The organism is Streptomyces sp. NPDC001157 (assembly GCF_053598255.1).
This window is the reverse complement of sequence record NZ_JBSFJW010000021.1, coordinates 98,492-113,959: the sequence shown is the minus strand read 5'-3', so window position 1 is coordinate 113,959 and position 15,468 is coordinate 98,492. Positions and strand designations below refer to the sequence as shown.

Genomic DNA, 15,468 nt, shown 5'->3' with positions numbered 1-15,468 from the left:
GGGATTGTCAGTGGCGTGGTGTGCAATGGATCTCGTGCCCGCACTGGAAGAACCACTGAAGCAACCACTGAAGTCAGTGCTCGGCCCCGCCACCGCGAAGGTGATGGCCGAGCACCTCGGCCTGCACACCGTCGGCGACCTCCTGCACCACTACCCGCGCAGATACGAGGAGCGCGGCCAGCTCACCCACCTCGCCGACCTCCCGCTGGAGGAGCACGTCACGGTGGTCGCGATGGTCGCCGACGCGCGTCTGCACACCTTCGCCTCGGCCAAGGCCCCGCGCGGCAAGGGCCAGCGCCTCGAGGTCACCATCACCGACGGCAGTGGCCGCCTCCAACTGGTCTTCTTCGGCCATGGCGTTCACAAGCCCCACAAGGAGCTCCTGCCGGGCACCCGCGCGATGTTCGCGGGCAAGGTCTCCGTCTTCAACCGCCGCCTCCAACTGGCCCACCCGGCCTACGAGTTGCTTCGGGGCGACAGCGACGAGACGGTCGAGACCTGGGCCGGCGCCCTCATCCCCATCTACCCGGCCACGGCCAAACTGGAGTCCTGGAAGATCGGCAAGGCGCTCCAGACGGTCCTGCCCACCGCCCAGGAAGCCCTGGACCCGCTGCCGGAGGGACTCCGCGAGGGCCGCGGCCTGGTCTCCCTCCCCGAGGCCCTGCTCAAGATCCACCGCCCGCACACCAAGGCAGACATCGAGGACGCCCGGGCCCGCCTCAAGTGGGACGAGGCCTTCGTCCTCCAGGTGGCCCTCGCCCGCCGCAGGCACGCCGACGCCCAACTCCCGGCGGTCGCCCGCAAACCCAAGCCCGACGGCCTGCTCACCGCGTTCGACGAACGCCTCCCCTTCACCCTCACCGAGGGCCAGCAGAAGGTCTCCAAGGAGATCTTCGACGACCTGGCGACCGAGCATCCGATGCACCGGCTGCTGCAGGGGGAAGTGGGCAGCGGAAAAACCATGGTGGCCCTCCGCGCCATGCTCGCCACCGTCGACGCCGGAGGCCAGGCGGCCATGCTCGCGCCCACCGAGGTGCTCGCCCAGCAGCACCACCGCTCCGTCGTCGAGATGATGGGCGAGCTGGCCGAGGGCGGGATGCTGGGCGGGACCGAGCACTCCACCAAGGTGGTGCTCCTGACGGGTTCCATGGGCGCCGCCGCCCGCCGTCAGGCCCTGCTAGACCTGGTCACCGGCGAGGCCGGCATCGTGATCGGCACGCACGCGCTGATCGAGGACAAGGTCCAGTTCCACGACCTGGGCCTGGTCGTCGTCGACGAACAGCACCGCTTCGGCGTCGAACAGCGCGACGCCCTGCGCGGCAAGGGCAAGCAGCCCCCGCACCTCCTCGTCATGACGGCCACCCCCATCCCGCGCACGGTCGCCATGACCGTCTTCGGCGACCTGGAGACCTCGGTCCTCGACCAGCTCCCCGCAGGCCGCTCGCCCATCGCCTCGCACGTCGTCCCGGCCGCCGACAAACCCCACTTCCTGTCCCGTGCCTGGGAGCGGGTCCGCGAGGAGGTCGAGGGCGGCCATCAGGCGTACGTCGTCTGCCCGCGCATCGGGGACGAGGAGGACGACCCGAAGAAGTCCGGCAAGAAGAAGTCCCCGGAGGACGAGGCCGAGAAGCGCCCCCCGCTCGCCGTCCTCGAAGTGGCCGACCAACTCGCCAAGGGCCCGCTCCAGGGCCTGGGCGTCGAGGTCCTGCACGGCAGGATGCACCCCGACGACAAGGACGCGGTCATGCGCCGCTTCGCGGCCGGCGACACCGACGTCCTGGTGGCCACCACGGTCATCGAGGTCGGCGTCAACGTCCCGAACGCCACCGCCATGGTGATCATGGACGCCGACCGCTTCGGCGTCTCCCAGCTCCACCAGTTGCGCGGCCGCGTCGGCCGCGGCTCGGCCCCCGGCCTCTGCCTCCTGGTCACCGAGATGCCCGAGGCGAGTGCGGCCCGCCAGCGCCTGACCGCGGTCGCCTCCACGCTGGACGGCTTCGAACTCTCCCGCATCGACCTGGAACAGCGCCGCGAGGGCGACGTCCTGGGCCAGGCCCAGTCGGGTGCCCGCACCAGCCTCCGCGTCCTGGCGGTCATCGAGGACGAGGAGGTCATCGCGGAGGCGAGGGAGGAAGCGGCAGCGGTGGTGGCGGCCGACCCGGAGCTGACGGGACTCCCCGGCCTCCGGACGGCCCTGGACGCCCTTTTGGACGAGGAGAGGGAGCAGTACTTGGAAAAGGGCTAGTGGGCAGCCGCCCTTTCTTCAGGGGCGCGGGGCCGTGGTCCATATGCGGCTACCGCCGCGCGGGCGCGACCAGCCACACTGGTACCTGAAGTCGACCACAACCAAGGACCAAAGATGACCCGCGTGATCGCCGGCGCAGCCGGTGGACGCCGCCTGGCCGTGCCGCCAGGCACCGGCACCCGCCCCACCTCCGACCGCGCACGCGAAGGTCTCTTCTCCACCTGGCAATCCCTCCTGGGCAGCCCCCTGCAAGGTGAACGAGTCCTGGACCTCTACGCAGGCTCAGGCGCCGTAGGCCTGGAAGCCCTCTCCCGGGGCGCAAGCCACACCCTCCTCGTCGAGGCAGACGCCCGCGCCGCCCGCGTCATCCGAGAGAACGTGAAATCTCTCGGCCTCCCCGGCGCCGAGGTGAGGGCGGGCAAAGCCGAACAGATCATCCAGACGCCGGCGCCGGCAGACCCGTACGACCTCGTCTTCCTCGACCCCCCGTACCGAGTCACAGATCACGATCTTCGCGAGATTCTCCTCACACTCCGCTCGGGAGGCTGGCTCGCGCCGGAGGCGATCGTCACCGTGGAGCGCAGCACCAGAGGCGGCGAATTCAGGTGGCCCGAGGGTTTCGACGCGGTCAAGGCCCGTCGCTACGGCGAGGGAACGTTTTGGTACGGTCGCGCCGCCTCTACGTGCGAAGACGCACGATGACCGGACCGGAGAGCGAGGGATCACAAGTGCGCCGCGCCGTCTGTCCCGGGTCGTTCGACCCGATCACCAACGGACACCTCGACATCATTTCCCGCGCCTCTCGTCTGTACGACGAGGTCTATGTCGCGGTCATGATCAACAAGTCCAAGAAGGGCCTGTTCGAGATCGACGAGCGGATCGATCTGATCCGTCAGGTCACCGCCGAGTACGGCAACGTGATCGTCGAGGCCTTCCACGGTCTCCTCGTCGACTACTGCAAGGAACGGGACATCCCGGCCATCGTCAAGGGCCTCAGGGCGGTCAGCGACTTCGACTACGAACTCCAGATGGCCCAGATGAACAACGGCCTCTCGGGCGTCGAGACACTCTTCGTGCCGACCAACCCCACCTACAGCTTCCTGTCCTCCTCGCTCGTCAAGGAGGTCGCGACCTGGGGCGGAGACGTCTCCCACCTGGTGCCGCCGATGGTCCTGGAGGCCCTCAACCAGCGCCTGCGCAAGGACTGATGGGGCTACAGTCGTCCCGTCCGTCTCCAACCCAGCTGTAGAGAGTGGCGAGCACACGGTGGACGTGCAGAAGAAGCTCGACGAGATCGTCGCCGCGGTCTCCGGCGCCCGGTCGATGCCCATGTCGGCCTCGTGCGTGGTCAACCGCGCCGAGCTGCTCTCGATGCTCGAAGAGCTGCGGGAGGCACTGCCCGGCTCCCTCGCCCAGGCCCAGGAGCTGATCGGCGACCGCGAGCAGATGGTCGAGCAGGCCCGTCAGGAGGCCGACCGGATCATCGGGCAGGCGCACGCCGAGCGCGGTTCCCTCATCTCCGACACCGAGGTCGCCCGCCGTTCCCAGGCAGAGGCCGACCGGATCCTCGCCGAGGCCCGCCAGGAGGCGGAGGAGGTCCGCGCGGAGGCCGACGACTACGTCGACTCCAAGCTCGCCAACTTCGAGGTCGTCCTCACCAAGACCCTCGGCTCCGTCGGCCGCGGCCGCGAGAAGCTCCTCGGCACCGGCCCGGGCGTCGACGAGCAGGGCTGCGAGGACGAGGACGCCCCCGAGCGCAGCCACGACCCCGAGATCCTGCGCAAGGACGCCGACGCCTACGTCGACGCCAAGCTCGGCGCCTTCGAGGCGGTCCTCGCCAAGACCCTGGAGGCCGTCGGCCGCGGCCGCCAGAAGCTGCACGGCCGTATCGCCACCGACGACCTCGGCGCCCTCGCCGACGACCCCACGTCCTTCCAGCACTCCAGCGACGCCGACTACCTAGCCGACCTCGCCGCCGTCGCGGAGCCGAAGGCCCCGGCCGAGCAGCCCGCCCAGCAGCAGGACTACGGCCAGCCGCAGCCGGCGTACGGCTATCAGCAGCAGACCGATCCGTACGGCGGCGCCTACCAGCAGCAGACGTACGGCCAGCAGGACGCGTACGGCTACCAGCAGGCCGATCCCTATGCCTACCAGGGCTACGACGCCCAGCAGGCCGGGTACGACCCCGGCCAGGCGCAGCAGGCGCAGCAGTCGTACGCCCTCGACGAGACCAGCCTCTTCGACACCGGGATGATCACGCCCGAGCAGCTGAGAGCCTATGAACAGGGGCGCGGCCAGTAAGCAGCCACCGGATTGGGCCGTGAGCGAAAGGTCCAGTATCCTGGCTCTTCGGTCGCGTGTACGTCCGCGATCAGCGCTGCCCAGGGACACCGAGGGGCAGCGTCCCCCTGAGCTGGAAGACCGAAAGCAGGAATGGCTCTGAACGCCCGCCTCGACCACCGCAAGCCTCTCGTGTTCGACACACACGAGCTGGGGCGGCGGCCCGGTGCGCTGCAGCGCCTGACCCGCACGGTCGACGCTCCCAAGGACCTCGGTATCGCGGGAGTCATCGGAGTGCCGGAAGGCGCCCCGGTGGAGCTCGACCTCCGCCTCGAGTCGGTCATGGAAGGGGTGCTTGTCACAGGCACCGCCCGTGCACAGGCCGAGGGGGAGTGCGTAAGGTGTCTGGAGCCGCTTGAGCTGGCGCTCGAAGCGGACTTCCAGGAGATGTTCTCGTACCCTGACGCCGACGATCGGGGCCGCCCCAAGGCGGAGCCGACCGACGACGCCGAGGAAGACGAGGACAGGCTCTTCATCGAGGACGGCCTGTTCGACCTCGAGCCCGTGCTGCGTGATGCGGTGGTGCTCGCACTGCCGATGCAGCCGGTGTGCCAGGACGACTGTCTGGGCCTGTGCTCCGAGTGCGGAGCGCGCCTGGCGGACGACCCGGACCACCACCATGACGCCGTCGACATCCGTTGGGCGGCACTGCAGGGACTCGCCGGTTCACTCGGAGACGGCGAGAAGGACGAGATGAGCGGCGCCGAAGCGGAAGCGGGCGTCGACGAGAAGCAGGAGAAGTAGCCGTGGCTGTTCCGAAGCGGAAGATGTCGCGCAGCAACACGCGCCACCGCCGGTCGCAGTGGAAGGCTGCGGTCCCCACCCTGGTTGCGTGCGAGCGCTGCCACGAGCCCAAGCTGCAGCACATCGCGTGCCCGTCTTGCGGCACCTACAACAAGCGCCAGGTCCTCGAGGTCTGAGCGGCTGGTGAGAGGCACCGTGTCCACTGCCAAGAAGGCGGATGACGCCATGGCGGACCCAACCGCCAGGAAAAAGTCGGACAACACAGCCTCGTCCCACACGCTTCTGGAAGGGCGGCTCGGGTACAAGCTCGAGTCCGCCCTTCTGGTGCGCGCGCTGACCCACCGTTCGTACGCGTACGAGAACGGCGGTCTGCCGACCAACGAGCGGCTGGAGTTCCTCGGGGACTCCGTGCTCGGTCTCGTGGTCACGGACACGCTGTACCGCACCCACCCCGACCTGCCCGAAGGCCAGCTGGCCAAGCTGCGGGCCGCGGTGGTCAACTCGCGTGCGCTGGCGGAGGTGGGCCGTGGGCTCGACCTTGGCTCCTTCATCCGGCTCGGCCGGGGCGAAGAGGGCACGGGCGGCCGGGACAAGGCGTCCATCCTCGCCGACACCCTTGAAGCGGTGATCGGCGCTGTCTATCTCGACCAGGGTCTGGAAGCGGCGGGCGAGCTCGTCCACCGGCTCTTCGACCCGCTGATCGAGAAGTCCTCCAACCTCGGAGCCGGCCTGGACTGGAAGACCAGCCTCCAGGAGCTCACCGCGACCGAGAGCCTCGGCGTGCCCGAGTACCTGGTCACGGAGACCGGCCCCGACCACGAGAAGACCTTCACTGCTGCCGCCCGCGTCGGAGGCGTCTCGTACGGCACCGGCACCGGCCGCAGCAAGAAAGAGGCGGAGCAGCAGGCCGCGGAATCCGCGTGGCGGTCCATCAGGGCCGCGGCGGACGAGCGCGCCAAGGCGGCGGCAGAGAAGGCCGCAGCCGAGAACGCTGCCCAGGACGGCGAAAGCCCGTCATCCGTCTCCGCCTGACGAAGTCCCTGTGAGCCTCCGATGATCTGAGGGTCTGAGATCATCCGGAAGTCTCCGACGCACAGCGCACCCGAGCGCCCGTCCCTCCCCGGGGGCGGGCGCTCGGCTCATACCGGTCCGTTACGGGGGTTGCGATGCCCGAGTTGCCCGAGGTCGAGGTCGTCCGGCGCGGCCTGGAGCGGTGGGTCGCCCACCGCGTCGTCGCCGACGCCGAGGTGCTGCACCCGCGTGCGGTACGCCGTCATGTGGCCGGGGCGGACGACTTCACGCACCGCCTCAAGGGCCACCGCGTCGGCGTCCCCAGCCGCCGCGGCAAGTATCTCTGGCTGCCCCTGGAGGACACCCACCAGTCGATCCTCGCCCACCTCGGCATGAGCGGCCAGCTGCTGGTCCAGCCGAACGCGGCCCCCGACGAGAAGCACCTCAGGATCCGCGTGAGGTTCGCGGACGACTTGAAGACCGAGCTCCGCTTCGTCGACCAACGCACCTTCGGCGGCCTGTCGTTGCACGACAACACCCCCGAGGGCCTGCCCGACGTCATCGCGCACATCGCGCGCGACCCCCTGGACCCGCTCTTCGACGACGAGGCCTTCCACCAGGCGCTGCGCCGCAAGCGCAGCACCATCAAACGGGCCCTGCTCGACCAGTCGTTGATCAGCGGAGTCGGCAACATCTATGCGGACGAGGCCCTTTGGCGCGCCCGCGTCCACTACGAACGCCCCACCGCGAACTTCACCCGCCCGCGCACGGCCGAACTCCTCGGCCACATAAGGGATGTGATGAACCAGGCGCTCGCCGTGGGCGGCACCAGCTTCGACAGCCTGTACGTCAACGTCAACGGGGAGTCGGGCTACTTCGACCGGTCGCTGGATGCCTACGGCCGTGAGGGTCTGCCCTGCAAGAGGTGCGCCACGCCGATGTGGCGGCGCCCCTGGATGAACCGGTCCAGCTACTTCTGCCCGAAGTGTCAGAGGCCGCCGCGCGCGCTGTCGTAACGCTCGCGGGCTGCGAGGACGTCGCCCATGCGGCCCTCCAGCAGATGGACGAGGGACAGCAGCCGCTCGGCGACCTCGTGACCGAGCGGGGTGAGTTCGTAGTCCACGCGGGGCGGGTTCGTCGGCTGGGCCTCGCGGTGCACCAGGCCGTCGCGCTCCAGCGCGTGCAGCGTCTGGGAGAGCATCTTCTCGCTCACACCGTCGACACGGCGGCGCAGCTCGTTGAAGCGCAGCGAACCCTCGAACAGGGCGCAGAGCGTCAGGCCACCCCAGCGGCCCGTGACGTGCTCCAGCGTGCCGCGCGAGGGACAGGCCTTGGCGAACACGTTGAACGGGAGGTCGTCCGCCTCCATGAGCTCCTGCGTGGTGTCCATCCCTCAAGCGTACTTGAGCTCAGCGCTAACCAACAGGTTGCACTAACCATGAGTTAGTGCAGCGCCGTCCTCGGCCCTCGTCTAGTACCCGAAGTCCTGTGTCCACCAGGGGCCACCCGACCCGAAGTGCACGCCGACGCCCAGCGTCTTGAAGTCGCAGTTCAGGATGTTGGCGCGGTGGCCGGGGCTGTTCATCCAGGCCTCCATCACGGCGGCCGCGTCGGCCTGGCCCCGGGCTATGTTCTCGCCGCCGAGGTTGGTTATGCCGAGCTTCGCCGCCCGGTCCCACGGCGAGGCGCCGCTGGGGTCGGTGTGGTCGAAGAAGCCGTCGGCGGCCATGGCGTCGCTGAACTTCTCCGCGAGCTCCGACAGGGTGCTGTTGGCGGAGACCGCGCTGCAGCCCACCTTGGCCCGCTCCTCGTTGACCAGCTTGAGCACCTCCGCCTCGGCGGCGGCCGCCGCGGGGACCGCCACCGGAGGGGTGGTCTCCTTGGGCGGCTTGGTCGCCCTCTGCGGAGGAATCGTCTTCGGTTTCTTGGTGGGCGTCGCCTTCGGCTTCTTCGACGGCGCCTCGCTCGGCGCGGCCGAGGAGGTCGACGGGCTCGGCGAGGTCGAGGGCGAGGCCGAGCGGTCGGCGTCGCGGCTCGTCGAGGAGCCCTCGTCACGGCCGTCGGCGCTGCCGGACGTGCCACCCTGCTCGGTCGCCGAGTTGCTGGGCGTGTTCGCGGCCTGCACCTTGTCGGAGCCGCCGCCCAGCCTGTAGTTGTCGAGACCGGGCATCGAACCCGTGGCGACCGCGACCGTGCCGATGGCGACGGCGGCCGAGACCCCGAGCAGACCGGTGCGCACCGGCGTCACGGCCTTCTTCCGGCGACGGCGCGAGCCTCCGCGCCGGGAGCCCTGGTCGGGCGCGAACGCGTGCTCAGGGAAGACCGTCGCGTAGTCGTCCTCGGTGGCGAACAGGTACGCCGCACTCCGTGCGGAGGCCTCGGCGTACCCCTCGGACTGCAGATACGGGGCGTTGCCCAAGGTGGGCCGCTCGTCGCCCGCGCCGGCCTCGGGAGGGTCGTAGCTGTACGAGTACTGCTGGGGGTCGTAGCTGCTCGCGTACGAGCCGTCCCTACCTGTGACCCCCGTGGCGCGGCCCGTGGCGGCGCGGCCGGCGGCGGAGCGTCGGTGGCGTCCCATGTCCTGGCCTTCCTCGTCTTGCGATCAACGTGTCCCATATGATCTTTCGAGTGATCCAAATCACTCGATCGAGTGAGTTTCATATGAGATTCATTGGGTGGGGACGGTACCGCATGGCGTCAGGGGAGGAAGTGTCCCGAGAGACATTGGCCGGTTAGGTTGCACCCATGAGCGAGGATGTGCGACTGGTTGCCTGGGTGCGGGGACGCGTCCAAGGTGTGGGTTTTCGCTGGTTCACGCGGGCCAAGGCCCTGGAGCTCGGCGGACTGAGTGGCTTTGCTCTCAATTTGGGCGACGGACGGGTCCAGGTGGTCGCCGAGGGCCCCCGGGAGCGGTGCGAGGGACTCCTCGGCTGGCTCCAGGGCGACGACACGCCCGGCAGAGTCGAGGGCGTCACCGAGATCTGGGACACACCTCGCGGGGGGTACGACGGCTTCGCCATCCGCTGAGCCGATTCTGTAAAGAGGCCCCGGTGAAAGCGGACGGACATGCCACCGACAGCCGTCCCAAGCGGAAATTGCCTGGTGGTTGCCAAGAATCGCTTGTCGTGGCAGGCTGCGCACCCAAGAATGATCGCCACGCCCTGAGGGCCCCGCAGGAGTCGCAGCGCCGCCGCCTTCAGGCCGCGCGCCCCCGGGTTGCCCGCCAATACAGGGCGTGATCGTGTTGACCGTCAAACTTTTTGGTGAGACGCTGAAAGCACCCCGCGCACCTTAGCTGTTTGGCATGGATGAACGGCAGCATGAACTCCATAGTGTCAAGCACCGCGGGTGCGATTCCCTCACGACCCACACCGCTTCGGTCGGTCACTCAGTGTGGAGGACCATCCATCATGGCAAAGGCGCTTCTCGGTTACGTCGGCGGCTCCGACCCTCGACTCCTCGCCGAGATGCGACGGCTCCAGCAGCGCGTCCAGGACCTGGAATCCGAGCTCGTACGGATCCAGGCGGAGAACGACGCGCTCGCGGCTGCCGCTTCTCACGACAGGATCATGGAGAGCATCGACGCACACCAGGCGGAGCCTGCGCTCACCTGATCACTGCATCGAACCACGACAGCAGTGGTTGGGCCGCCCGTATCAACCGCAAAGTTGTCAGAGTTTGCAAGGGACGCTTCGGCGTCCCTTCTTTCTTTCCCCCGTGCATCCTTTCACCCTCTTTAACGTTTGGTGTGCCCTGCACGTTCAAGGGTGAAACCGCGGGTTCATGGAGTGGGATACCGGCGGAAGGTAGAGTCCAGCGGCGTGCACCTCAAGGCCCTGACCCTCCGCGGGTTCAAGTCGTTCGCCTCGGCGACCACGCTCCGGTTCGAGCCGGGCATCACGTGTGTCGTCGGACCGAACGGCTCGGGCAAGTCCAACGTGGTGGACGCCCTGAGCTGGGTGATGGGCGAGCAGGGTGCCAAGTCGCTGCGCGGCGGCAAGATGGAGGACGTCATCTTCGCCGGCACCACCGGGCGCCCGCCGCTCGGCCGCGCCGAGGTGTCCCTGACCATCGACAACTCCGACGGGGCCCTGCCCATCGAGTACGCCGAGGTCACCATCACGCGGATCATGTTCCGCAACGGCGGCAGCGAGTACCAGATCAACGGCGACACCTGCCGTCTCCTCGACATCCAGGAACTCCTCTCCGACTCCGGCATCGGCCGCGAGATGCACGTCATCGTCGGCCAGGGCCAGCTGGACTCCGTCCTGCACGCCGACCCCATGGGCCGCCGCGCCTTCATCGAGGAGGCGGCCGGCGTCCTCAAGCACCGCAAGCGCAAGGAGAAGGCCCTCCGCAAGCTCGACGCGATGCAGGCCAACCTCGCGCGCGTGCAGGACCTCACCGACGAACTGCGCAGACAGCTCAAGCCCCTCGGCCGCCAGGCCGCCGTCGCCCGCCGGGCCGCGGTCATCCAGGCGGATCTGCGGGATGCGCGCCTGAGGTTGCTGGCCGACGATCTCGTACGGCTGCGGGAGGCACTGAAGGCCGAGGTCGCGGACGAGGCCGCGCTCAAGGAACGCAAGGAAGCCGCCGAGCAGGAGCTGAAGAAGGCCCTGCAGCGCGAGGCGCTCCTGGAGGACGAGGTACGGCAGCTCGCTCCCCGGCTCCAGCGGGCCCAGCAGACCTGGTACGAGCTGTCGCAGCTGGCCGAGCGGGTGCGTGGCACGATCTCGTTGGCCGACGCCCGGGTGAAGAGCGCGACGTCGGCGCCGCCGGAGGAGCGGCGGGGCCGCGACCCCGAGGACATGGAGCGCGAGGCCGCCCGTATCCGTGAGCAGGAGGCCGAACTCGAAGCGGCCCTGGAGGCGGCCGAGCGGGCTCTGGAGGACACGGTCGCGCACCGGGCCGAGCTGGAGCGCGAACTCACGCAGGAAGAACGGCGCCTGAAGGACGTCGCCCGCGCCATCGCCGACCGCCGAGAGGGCCTCGCCCGCCTGAACGGGCAGGTGGGCGCGGCCCGTTCGCGCGCCGCCTCCGCCCAGGCGGAGATCGACCGCCTGGCCGCTGCCCGGGACGAGGCACAGGAGCGGGCCGTCGCGGCCCAGGAGGAGTACGAGGCGCTCAAGGCCGAGGTCGACGGCCTCGACGCGGGCGACGCGGAGCTGGGCGAGCAGCACACGGCGGCGAAACAGCAGCTGGCCGAGGCGGAGGCCACCCTGACGGCCGCGCGGGAGGCGGCCACGGCGGCGGAGCGGAAACGAGCCGCGACCCAGGCCCGGCATGAAGCCCTGGCGATGGGGTTGCGGCGCAAGGACGGCACGGGCGCGCTGCTCGGGGCGAAGGATCGTCTCTCCGGACTGTTGGGGCCGGCCGCCGAGCTGCTCACGATCACTCCGGGGTACGAGGTCCCCCTGGCGGCAGCCTTCGGCGCGGCGGCGGACGCCCTCGCGGTCACGTCCCCGTCGGCCGCGGCGGACGCGATCCGCTTGCTGCGCAAACAGGACGGCGGCCGGGCGTCACTGCTGTTGGCGGGTGCGCCGGAAGCGTCCCAAAGGGGCGCGGGGAACGGCGCGACCGGCCACAGCGAACCCGCAGACGCCCAACAACCTCACGCGGCAGATTTCGTCCGCGCGCCTTCCGACCTCATGCCTGCCATTCGCCGCCTCCTCGCCGGCATCGTCGTGGTCGCCACCCTCGAAGAAGCAGAAGAGCTCGTCTACAGACGACCAGACCTCACCGCCGTAACCGCCGAGGGCGACCTGCTGGGCGCACACTTCGCACACGGCGGCTCCGCAGGCGCGCCCAGCCTGCTGGAGGTACAGGCCTCCGTCGACGAGGCAGCCGCCGAGCTCGAGGAGCTGGCCGTCCGCTGCGAGGAACTCACCGAGGCACAGCACGCGGCGACCGAGCGCCGCAGGGAATGCGCAGCGCTCGTAGAGGAGCTGGGGGAGAAGCGCAGGGCCGCCGACCGGGAGAAGTCGGCCGTCGCCCAGCAGCTGGGCCGGCTCGCCGGGCAGGCACGGGGCGCGGCGGGCGAAGCGGAACGCACCGTCGCCGCTGCCGCGCGGGCGCAGGAAGCGCTGGACAAGGCCCTCGAGGAGGTCGAGGTCCTCGCCGAACGCCTGGCCGTCGCCGAGGAGATGCCCGTCGAGGAGGAGCCGGACACGTCGGTACGGGACCGTCTCGCCGCCGACGGCGCCAACGCCCGCCAGACGGAGATGGAGGCCCGGCTTCAGGTCCGTACGCACGAAGAGCGCGTCAAAGGGCTCGCCGGCCGCGCCGACTCCCTCGACCGCGCCGCCCGAGCGGAGCGTGACGCACGCGCGCGTGCCGAGCAGCGCCGGGCGCGCCTCAGGCACGAAGCGTCCGTGGCGGAAGCCGTCGCCTCCGGTGCACGCCAGTTGCTCGCGCACGTCGAGGTCTCCCTCGCCCGGGCCGAGGAGGAACGCACCGCGGCCGACGCCGCCAAGGCCCGGCGCGAGCAGGAGCTGACCGCGGCCCGGGGCGCGGGCCGTGACCTCAAGGGCGAGCTCGACAAGCTGACCGACTCCGTGCACCGCGGCGAGGTGCTCGGTGCCGAGAAGCGCATGCGCATCGAGCAGTTGGAGACCAAGGCGCTGGAGGAGCTGGGCGTGGAGCCGGCCGGGCTCGTGTCCGAGTACGGCCCGCACCAGCTCGTACCACCCTCCCCGCCCGCCGAGGGCGAGGAACTGCCCGAGGATCCCGAGCACCCGCGCAACCAGCCGAAGCAGTTCCACCGCGCCGAGCAGGAGAAGCGGCTCAAGGCCGCCGAGCGGGCCTACCAGCAGCTCGGCAAGGTCAATCCGCTCGCCCTGGAGGAGTTCGCCGCGCTGGAGGAACGCCACAAGTTCCTCAGCGAGCAGCTCGAAGACCTGAAGAAGACCCGCGCCGACCTGCTCCAGGTCGTCAAGGAGGTCGACGAGCGCGTCGAACAGGTCTTCACCGAGGCCTACCGGGACACGGCCCGGGAGTTCGAGGGTGTCTTTAGCCGGCTGTTCCCGGGCGGTGAGGGGCGGCTGATCCTGACCGACCCCGACAACATGCTCACCACGGGCGTCGACGTCGAGGCGCGTCCGCCGGGCAAGAAGGTCAAGCGGCTGTCGCTGCTCTCGGGTGGTGAGCGCTCGCTCACCGCCGTGGCGCTGCTGGTGTCCATCTTCAAGGCCCGGCCGAGCCCGTTCTACGTCATGGACGAGGTCGAGGCCGCGCTCGACGACACCAACCTGCAGCGGCTGATCCGCATCATGCAGGAGCTGCAGGAAGCCTCGCAGCTGATCGTGATCACCCACCAGAAGCGGACCATGGAGGTCGCCGACGCGCTGTACGGCGTCTCCATGCAGGGCGACGGCGTCTCGAAGGTCATCAGCCAGCGGCTGCGCTGAGCACTCGACCAAGACCCCCCGGTCAAGACTTCAACACTTGAACACATTCCCGTCACACGTGCACTGAAAAGTCACAGTCACACCCCCTTGACTTCGAAACTTGAAGGCATAGTCTCGGCAACGTTGTTTTTACCTTCAGGTATTACCTACCTGGAAGGGTCCCCCACCCGGCAGCGCTGCCGGTGGCCCGAGGAGTTGAACGTGACCAGCACAGTGCAGGCACAGAAGTCAGGAGCCAGAACGGCTCGTCCCGAGCACCTCGGGCGCGTCACCTTCATCGCGGCGGCGGCCGCGATGGGCGGATTCCTGTTCGGCTACGACAGCTCCGTGATCAACGGCGCCGTCGAGGCCATCCGGGACCGCTACGGCATCGGCTCCGCGGCCCTGGCCCAGGTCATCGCCATCGCCCTGATCGGCTGTGCCATCGGTGCCGCCACCGCCGGCCGCATCGCCGACCGGATCGGCCGTATCCGGGTCATGCAGATCGCCGCCGTGCTGTTCACCGTCAGCGCCGTCGGTTCGGCGCTGCCCTTCGCACTGTGGGACTTCGCCCTCTGGCGCGTCGTCGGTGGCTTCGCCATCGGCATGGCCTCCGTCATCGGCCCCGCCTATATCGCGGAGGTCGCCCCGCCCGCGTACCGCGGCCGTCTCGGTTCCTTCCAGCAGGCCGCGATCGTCATCGGCATCGCGATCTCGCAGCTGGTCAACTGGGGTCTGCTGAACGCCGCCGACGGCGACCAGCGCGGCAAGCTGATGGGCCTGGAGGCCTGGCAGGTCATGCTCGGCGTCATGGTGGTCCCGGCCGTCCTCTACGGCTTGCTCTCCTTCGCCATCCCCGAGTCCCCCCGCTTCCTGATCTCCGTCGGCAAGCACGAGCGCGCCCGCGAGATCCTCGCCGAGGTCGAGGGCGAGCACGGCGACCTGGACGCCCGCGTGAACGAGATCGAGCACGCGATGAAGAGCGAGCACAAGTCCGCCTTCAAGGACCTGCTCGGCGGCGGCTTCTTCTTCAAGCCGGTCGTCTGGATCGGCATCGGCCTCTCGGTCTTCCAGCAGTTCGTCGGCATCAACGTCGCGTTCTACTACTCCTCGACCCTGTGGCAGTCGGTCGGCGTCGACCCGACGGACTCGTTCTTCTACTCCTTCACGACGTCGATCATCAACATCGTCGGCACCGTGATCGCCATGGTCTTCGTCGACCGCGTCGGCCGTAAGCCGCTGGCCCTGATCGGCTCGGTCGGCATGGTCGTCGGTCTCGCACTGGAGGCCTGGGCCTTCTCGTACCACCTGGTCGACGGCAAGCTGCCGGCCGCGCAGGGCTGGACCGCCCTGATCGCCGCGCACATCTTCGTCCTCTTCTTCGCCCTGTCCTGGGGTGTGGTCGTCTGGGTCATGCTCGGCGAGATGTTCCCGAACAAGATCCGCGCCGCCGCCCTGGGCGTGGCCGCCGCCGCGCAGTGGATCGCCAACTGGGCCATCACCGCGAGCTTCCCGTCGCTGGCCGACTGGAACCTCTCCGTGACCTATGTGATCTACACGGTCTTCGCGGCGCTCTCCGTCCCGTTCGTCCTGAAGTTCGTGAAGGAGACGAAGGGCAAGGCGCTGGAGGAGATGGGCTGAGCAGCCCCGCATACTCGGGGAGAAGGGCCAAGTCCCCGCTGCCCCTCTCCTCGTACCGTCCGCCGCCCCCGCCCGGCACCGTCCGGGCGGGGGCGGCGGTCT

Annotated in this window: 14 protein-coding genes; 12 read left to right on the top strand and 2 right to left on the bottom strand. The window is 69.4% G+C overall.

Annotated features, from left to right (window positions below; translation table 11 throughout):
* The first annotated feature begins 25 nt into the window (after nucleotides 1-25).
* The 8 genes from recG to mutM all read left to right on the top strand — a co-directional run bounded on the left by recG (nucleotide 26) and on the right by mutM (nucleotide 7,356).
* Nucleotides 26-2,245, top strand: a complete 2,220-nt coding sequence (gene recG / locus ACWDAG_RS30360) for an ATP-dependent DNA helicase RecG (protein WP_450698736.1) — start codon at nucleotides 26-28, stop codon at nucleotides 2,243-2,245.
* A 114-nt stretch (nucleotides 2,246-2,359) separates the two neighbouring features.
* The gene (gene rsmD, locus ACWDAG_RS30355; RefSeq protein ID WP_450698735.1) at nucleotides 2,360-2,947 is read left to right on the top strand and encodes a 16S rRNA (guanine(966)-N(2))-methyltransferase RsmD; all 588 of its coding nucleotides are present in this window, start codon (nucleotides 2,360-2,362) and stop codon (nucleotides 2,945-2,947) included.
* 26 nt (nucleotides 2,948-2,973) lie between these two features.
* Nucleotides 2,974-3,453, top strand: coding sequence for a pantetheine-phosphate adenylyltransferase (gene coaD / locus ACWDAG_RS30350; protein ID WP_450698734.1), 480 nt, complete (start codon nucleotides 2,974-2,976; stop codon nucleotides 3,451-3,453).
* Nucleotides 3,454-3,511: 58 nt separating this feature from the next.
* Entirely contained in the window at nucleotides 3,512-4,546 is a 1,035-nt protein-coding gene (locus ACWDAG_RS30345) for a cell division initiation protein (protein ID WP_450698733.1), read from the top strand.
* A 132-nt stretch (nucleotides 4,547-4,678) separates the two neighbouring features.
* A complete protein-coding gene (locus tag ACWDAG_RS30340; protein WP_450698732.1) occupies nucleotides 4,679-5,329 on the top strand; it encodes a YceD family protein in 651 nt (216 codons plus the stop codon).
* A 2-nt stretch (nucleotides 5,330-5,331) separates the two neighbouring features.
* On the top strand, nucleotides 5,332-5,505 hold the full coding sequence (gene rpmF / locus ACWDAG_RS30335) for a 50S ribosomal protein L32 (protein WP_007493396.1): 174 nt from the start codon (nucleotides 5,332-5,334) through the stop codon (nucleotides 5,503-5,505).
* Nucleotides 5,506-5,512: 7 nt separating this feature from the next.
* Nucleotides 5,513-6,361, top strand: a complete 849-nt coding sequence (gene rnc / locus ACWDAG_RS30330) for a ribonuclease III (RefSeq protein ID WP_450698731.1) — start codon at nucleotides 5,513-5,515, stop codon at nucleotides 6,359-6,361.
* Nucleotides 6,362-6,495: 134 nt separating this feature from the next.
* A complete protein-coding gene (gene mutM, locus ACWDAG_RS30325; RefSeq protein WP_450698730.1) occupies nucleotides 6,496-7,356 on the top strand; it encodes a bifunctional DNA-formamidopyrimidine glycosylase/DNA-(apurinic or apyrimidinic site) lyase in 861 nt (286 codons plus the stop codon).
* Here mutM and ACWDAG_RS30320 read toward each other — a convergent pair.
* Together ACWDAG_RS30320 and ACWDAG_RS30315 are read right to left on the bottom strand one after the other, a co-directional pair.
* Complete coding sequence (locus tag ACWDAG_RS30320; RefSeq protein WP_450698729.1) at nucleotides 7,329-7,730, bottom strand: winged helix-turn-helix transcriptional regulator; 402 nt, start codon at nucleotides 7,728-7,730, stop codon at nucleotides 7,329-7,331. The genes mutM and ACWDAG_RS30320 overlap by 28 nt on opposite strands.
* Before the next feature lie 81 nt (nucleotides 7,731-7,811).
* Entirely contained in the window at nucleotides 7,812-8,918 is a 1,107-nt protein-coding gene (locus tag ACWDAG_RS30315) for a CAP domain-containing protein (RefSeq protein ID WP_450698728.1), read from the bottom strand.
* A gap of 167 nt (nucleotides 8,919-9,085) precedes the next feature.
* On the opposite strand from ACWDAG_RS30315, the gene ACWDAG_RS30310 reads away from it, so the two are divergent.
* The 4 genes from ACWDAG_RS30310 to ACWDAG_RS30295 all read left to right on the top strand — a co-directional run bounded on the left by ACWDAG_RS30310 (nucleotide 9,086) and on the right by ACWDAG_RS30295 (nucleotide 15,366).
* Nucleotides 9,086-9,367, top strand: a complete 282-nt coding sequence (locus ACWDAG_RS30310) for an acylphosphatase (RefSeq protein WP_078912750.1) — start codon at nucleotides 9,086-9,088, stop codon at nucleotides 9,365-9,367.
* A gap of 383 nt (nucleotides 9,368-9,750) precedes the next feature.
* Complete coding sequence (locus ACWDAG_RS30305) at nucleotides 9,751-9,954, top strand: hypothetical protein (protein ID WP_016432419.1); 204 nt, start codon at nucleotides 9,751-9,753, stop codon at nucleotides 9,952-9,954.
* A 207-nt stretch (nucleotides 9,955-10,161) separates the two neighbouring features.
* Nucleotides 10,162-13,746 (top strand): chromosome segregation protein SMC, encoded by a 3,585-nt coding sequence (gene smc / locus ACWDAG_RS30300; RefSeq protein ID WP_450698727.1) that lies wholly within the window; start codon nucleotides 10,162-10,164, stop codon nucleotides 13,744-13,746.
* Between the two features lie 201 nt (nucleotides 13,747-13,947).
* Entirely contained in the window at nucleotides 13,948-15,366 is a 1,419-nt protein-coding gene (locus ACWDAG_RS30295; RefSeq protein ID WP_450698726.1) for a sugar porter family MFS transporter, read from the top strand.
* Nucleotides 15,367-15,468: the final 102 nt, after the last annotated feature.

What these genes read in the sequence shown, in the direction of transcription:
- recG (WP_450698736.1), top strand. Translation starts at nt 26, where the DNA reads ATGGATCTCGTGCCCGCACTGGAAGAACCACTGAAGCAACCACTGAAG.
- rsmD (WP_450698735.1), top strand. Translation starts at nt 2,360, where the DNA reads ATGACCCGCGTGATCGCCGGCGCAGCCGGTGGACGCCGCCTGGCCGTG.
- ACWDAG_RS30340 (WP_450698732.1), top strand. Translation starts at nt 4,679, where the DNA reads ATGGCTCTGAACGCCCGCCTCGACCACCGCAAGCCTCTCGTGTTCGAC.
- mutM (WP_450698730.1), top strand. Translation starts at nt 6,496, where the DNA reads ATGCCCGAGTTGCCCGAGGTCGAGGTCGTCCGGCGCGGCCTGGAGCGG.
- ACWDAG_RS30320 (WP_450698729.1), bottom strand. Translation starts at nt 7,730, where the DNA reads ATGGACACCACGCAGGAGCTCATGGAGGCGGACGACCTCCCGTTCAAC.
- ACWDAG_RS30315 (WP_450698728.1), bottom strand. Translation starts at nt 8,918, where the DNA reads ATGGGACGCCACCGACGCTCCGCCGCCGGCCGCGCCGCCACGGGCCGC.
- ACWDAG_RS30310 (WP_078912750.1), top strand. Translation starts at nt 9,086, where the DNA reads ATGAGCGAGGATGTGCGACTGGTTGCCTGGGTGCGGGGACGCGTCCAA.
- ACWDAG_RS30305 (WP_016432419.1), top strand. Translation starts at nt 9,751, where the DNA reads ATGGCAAAGGCGCTTCTCGGTTACGTCGGCGGCTCCGACCCTCGACTC.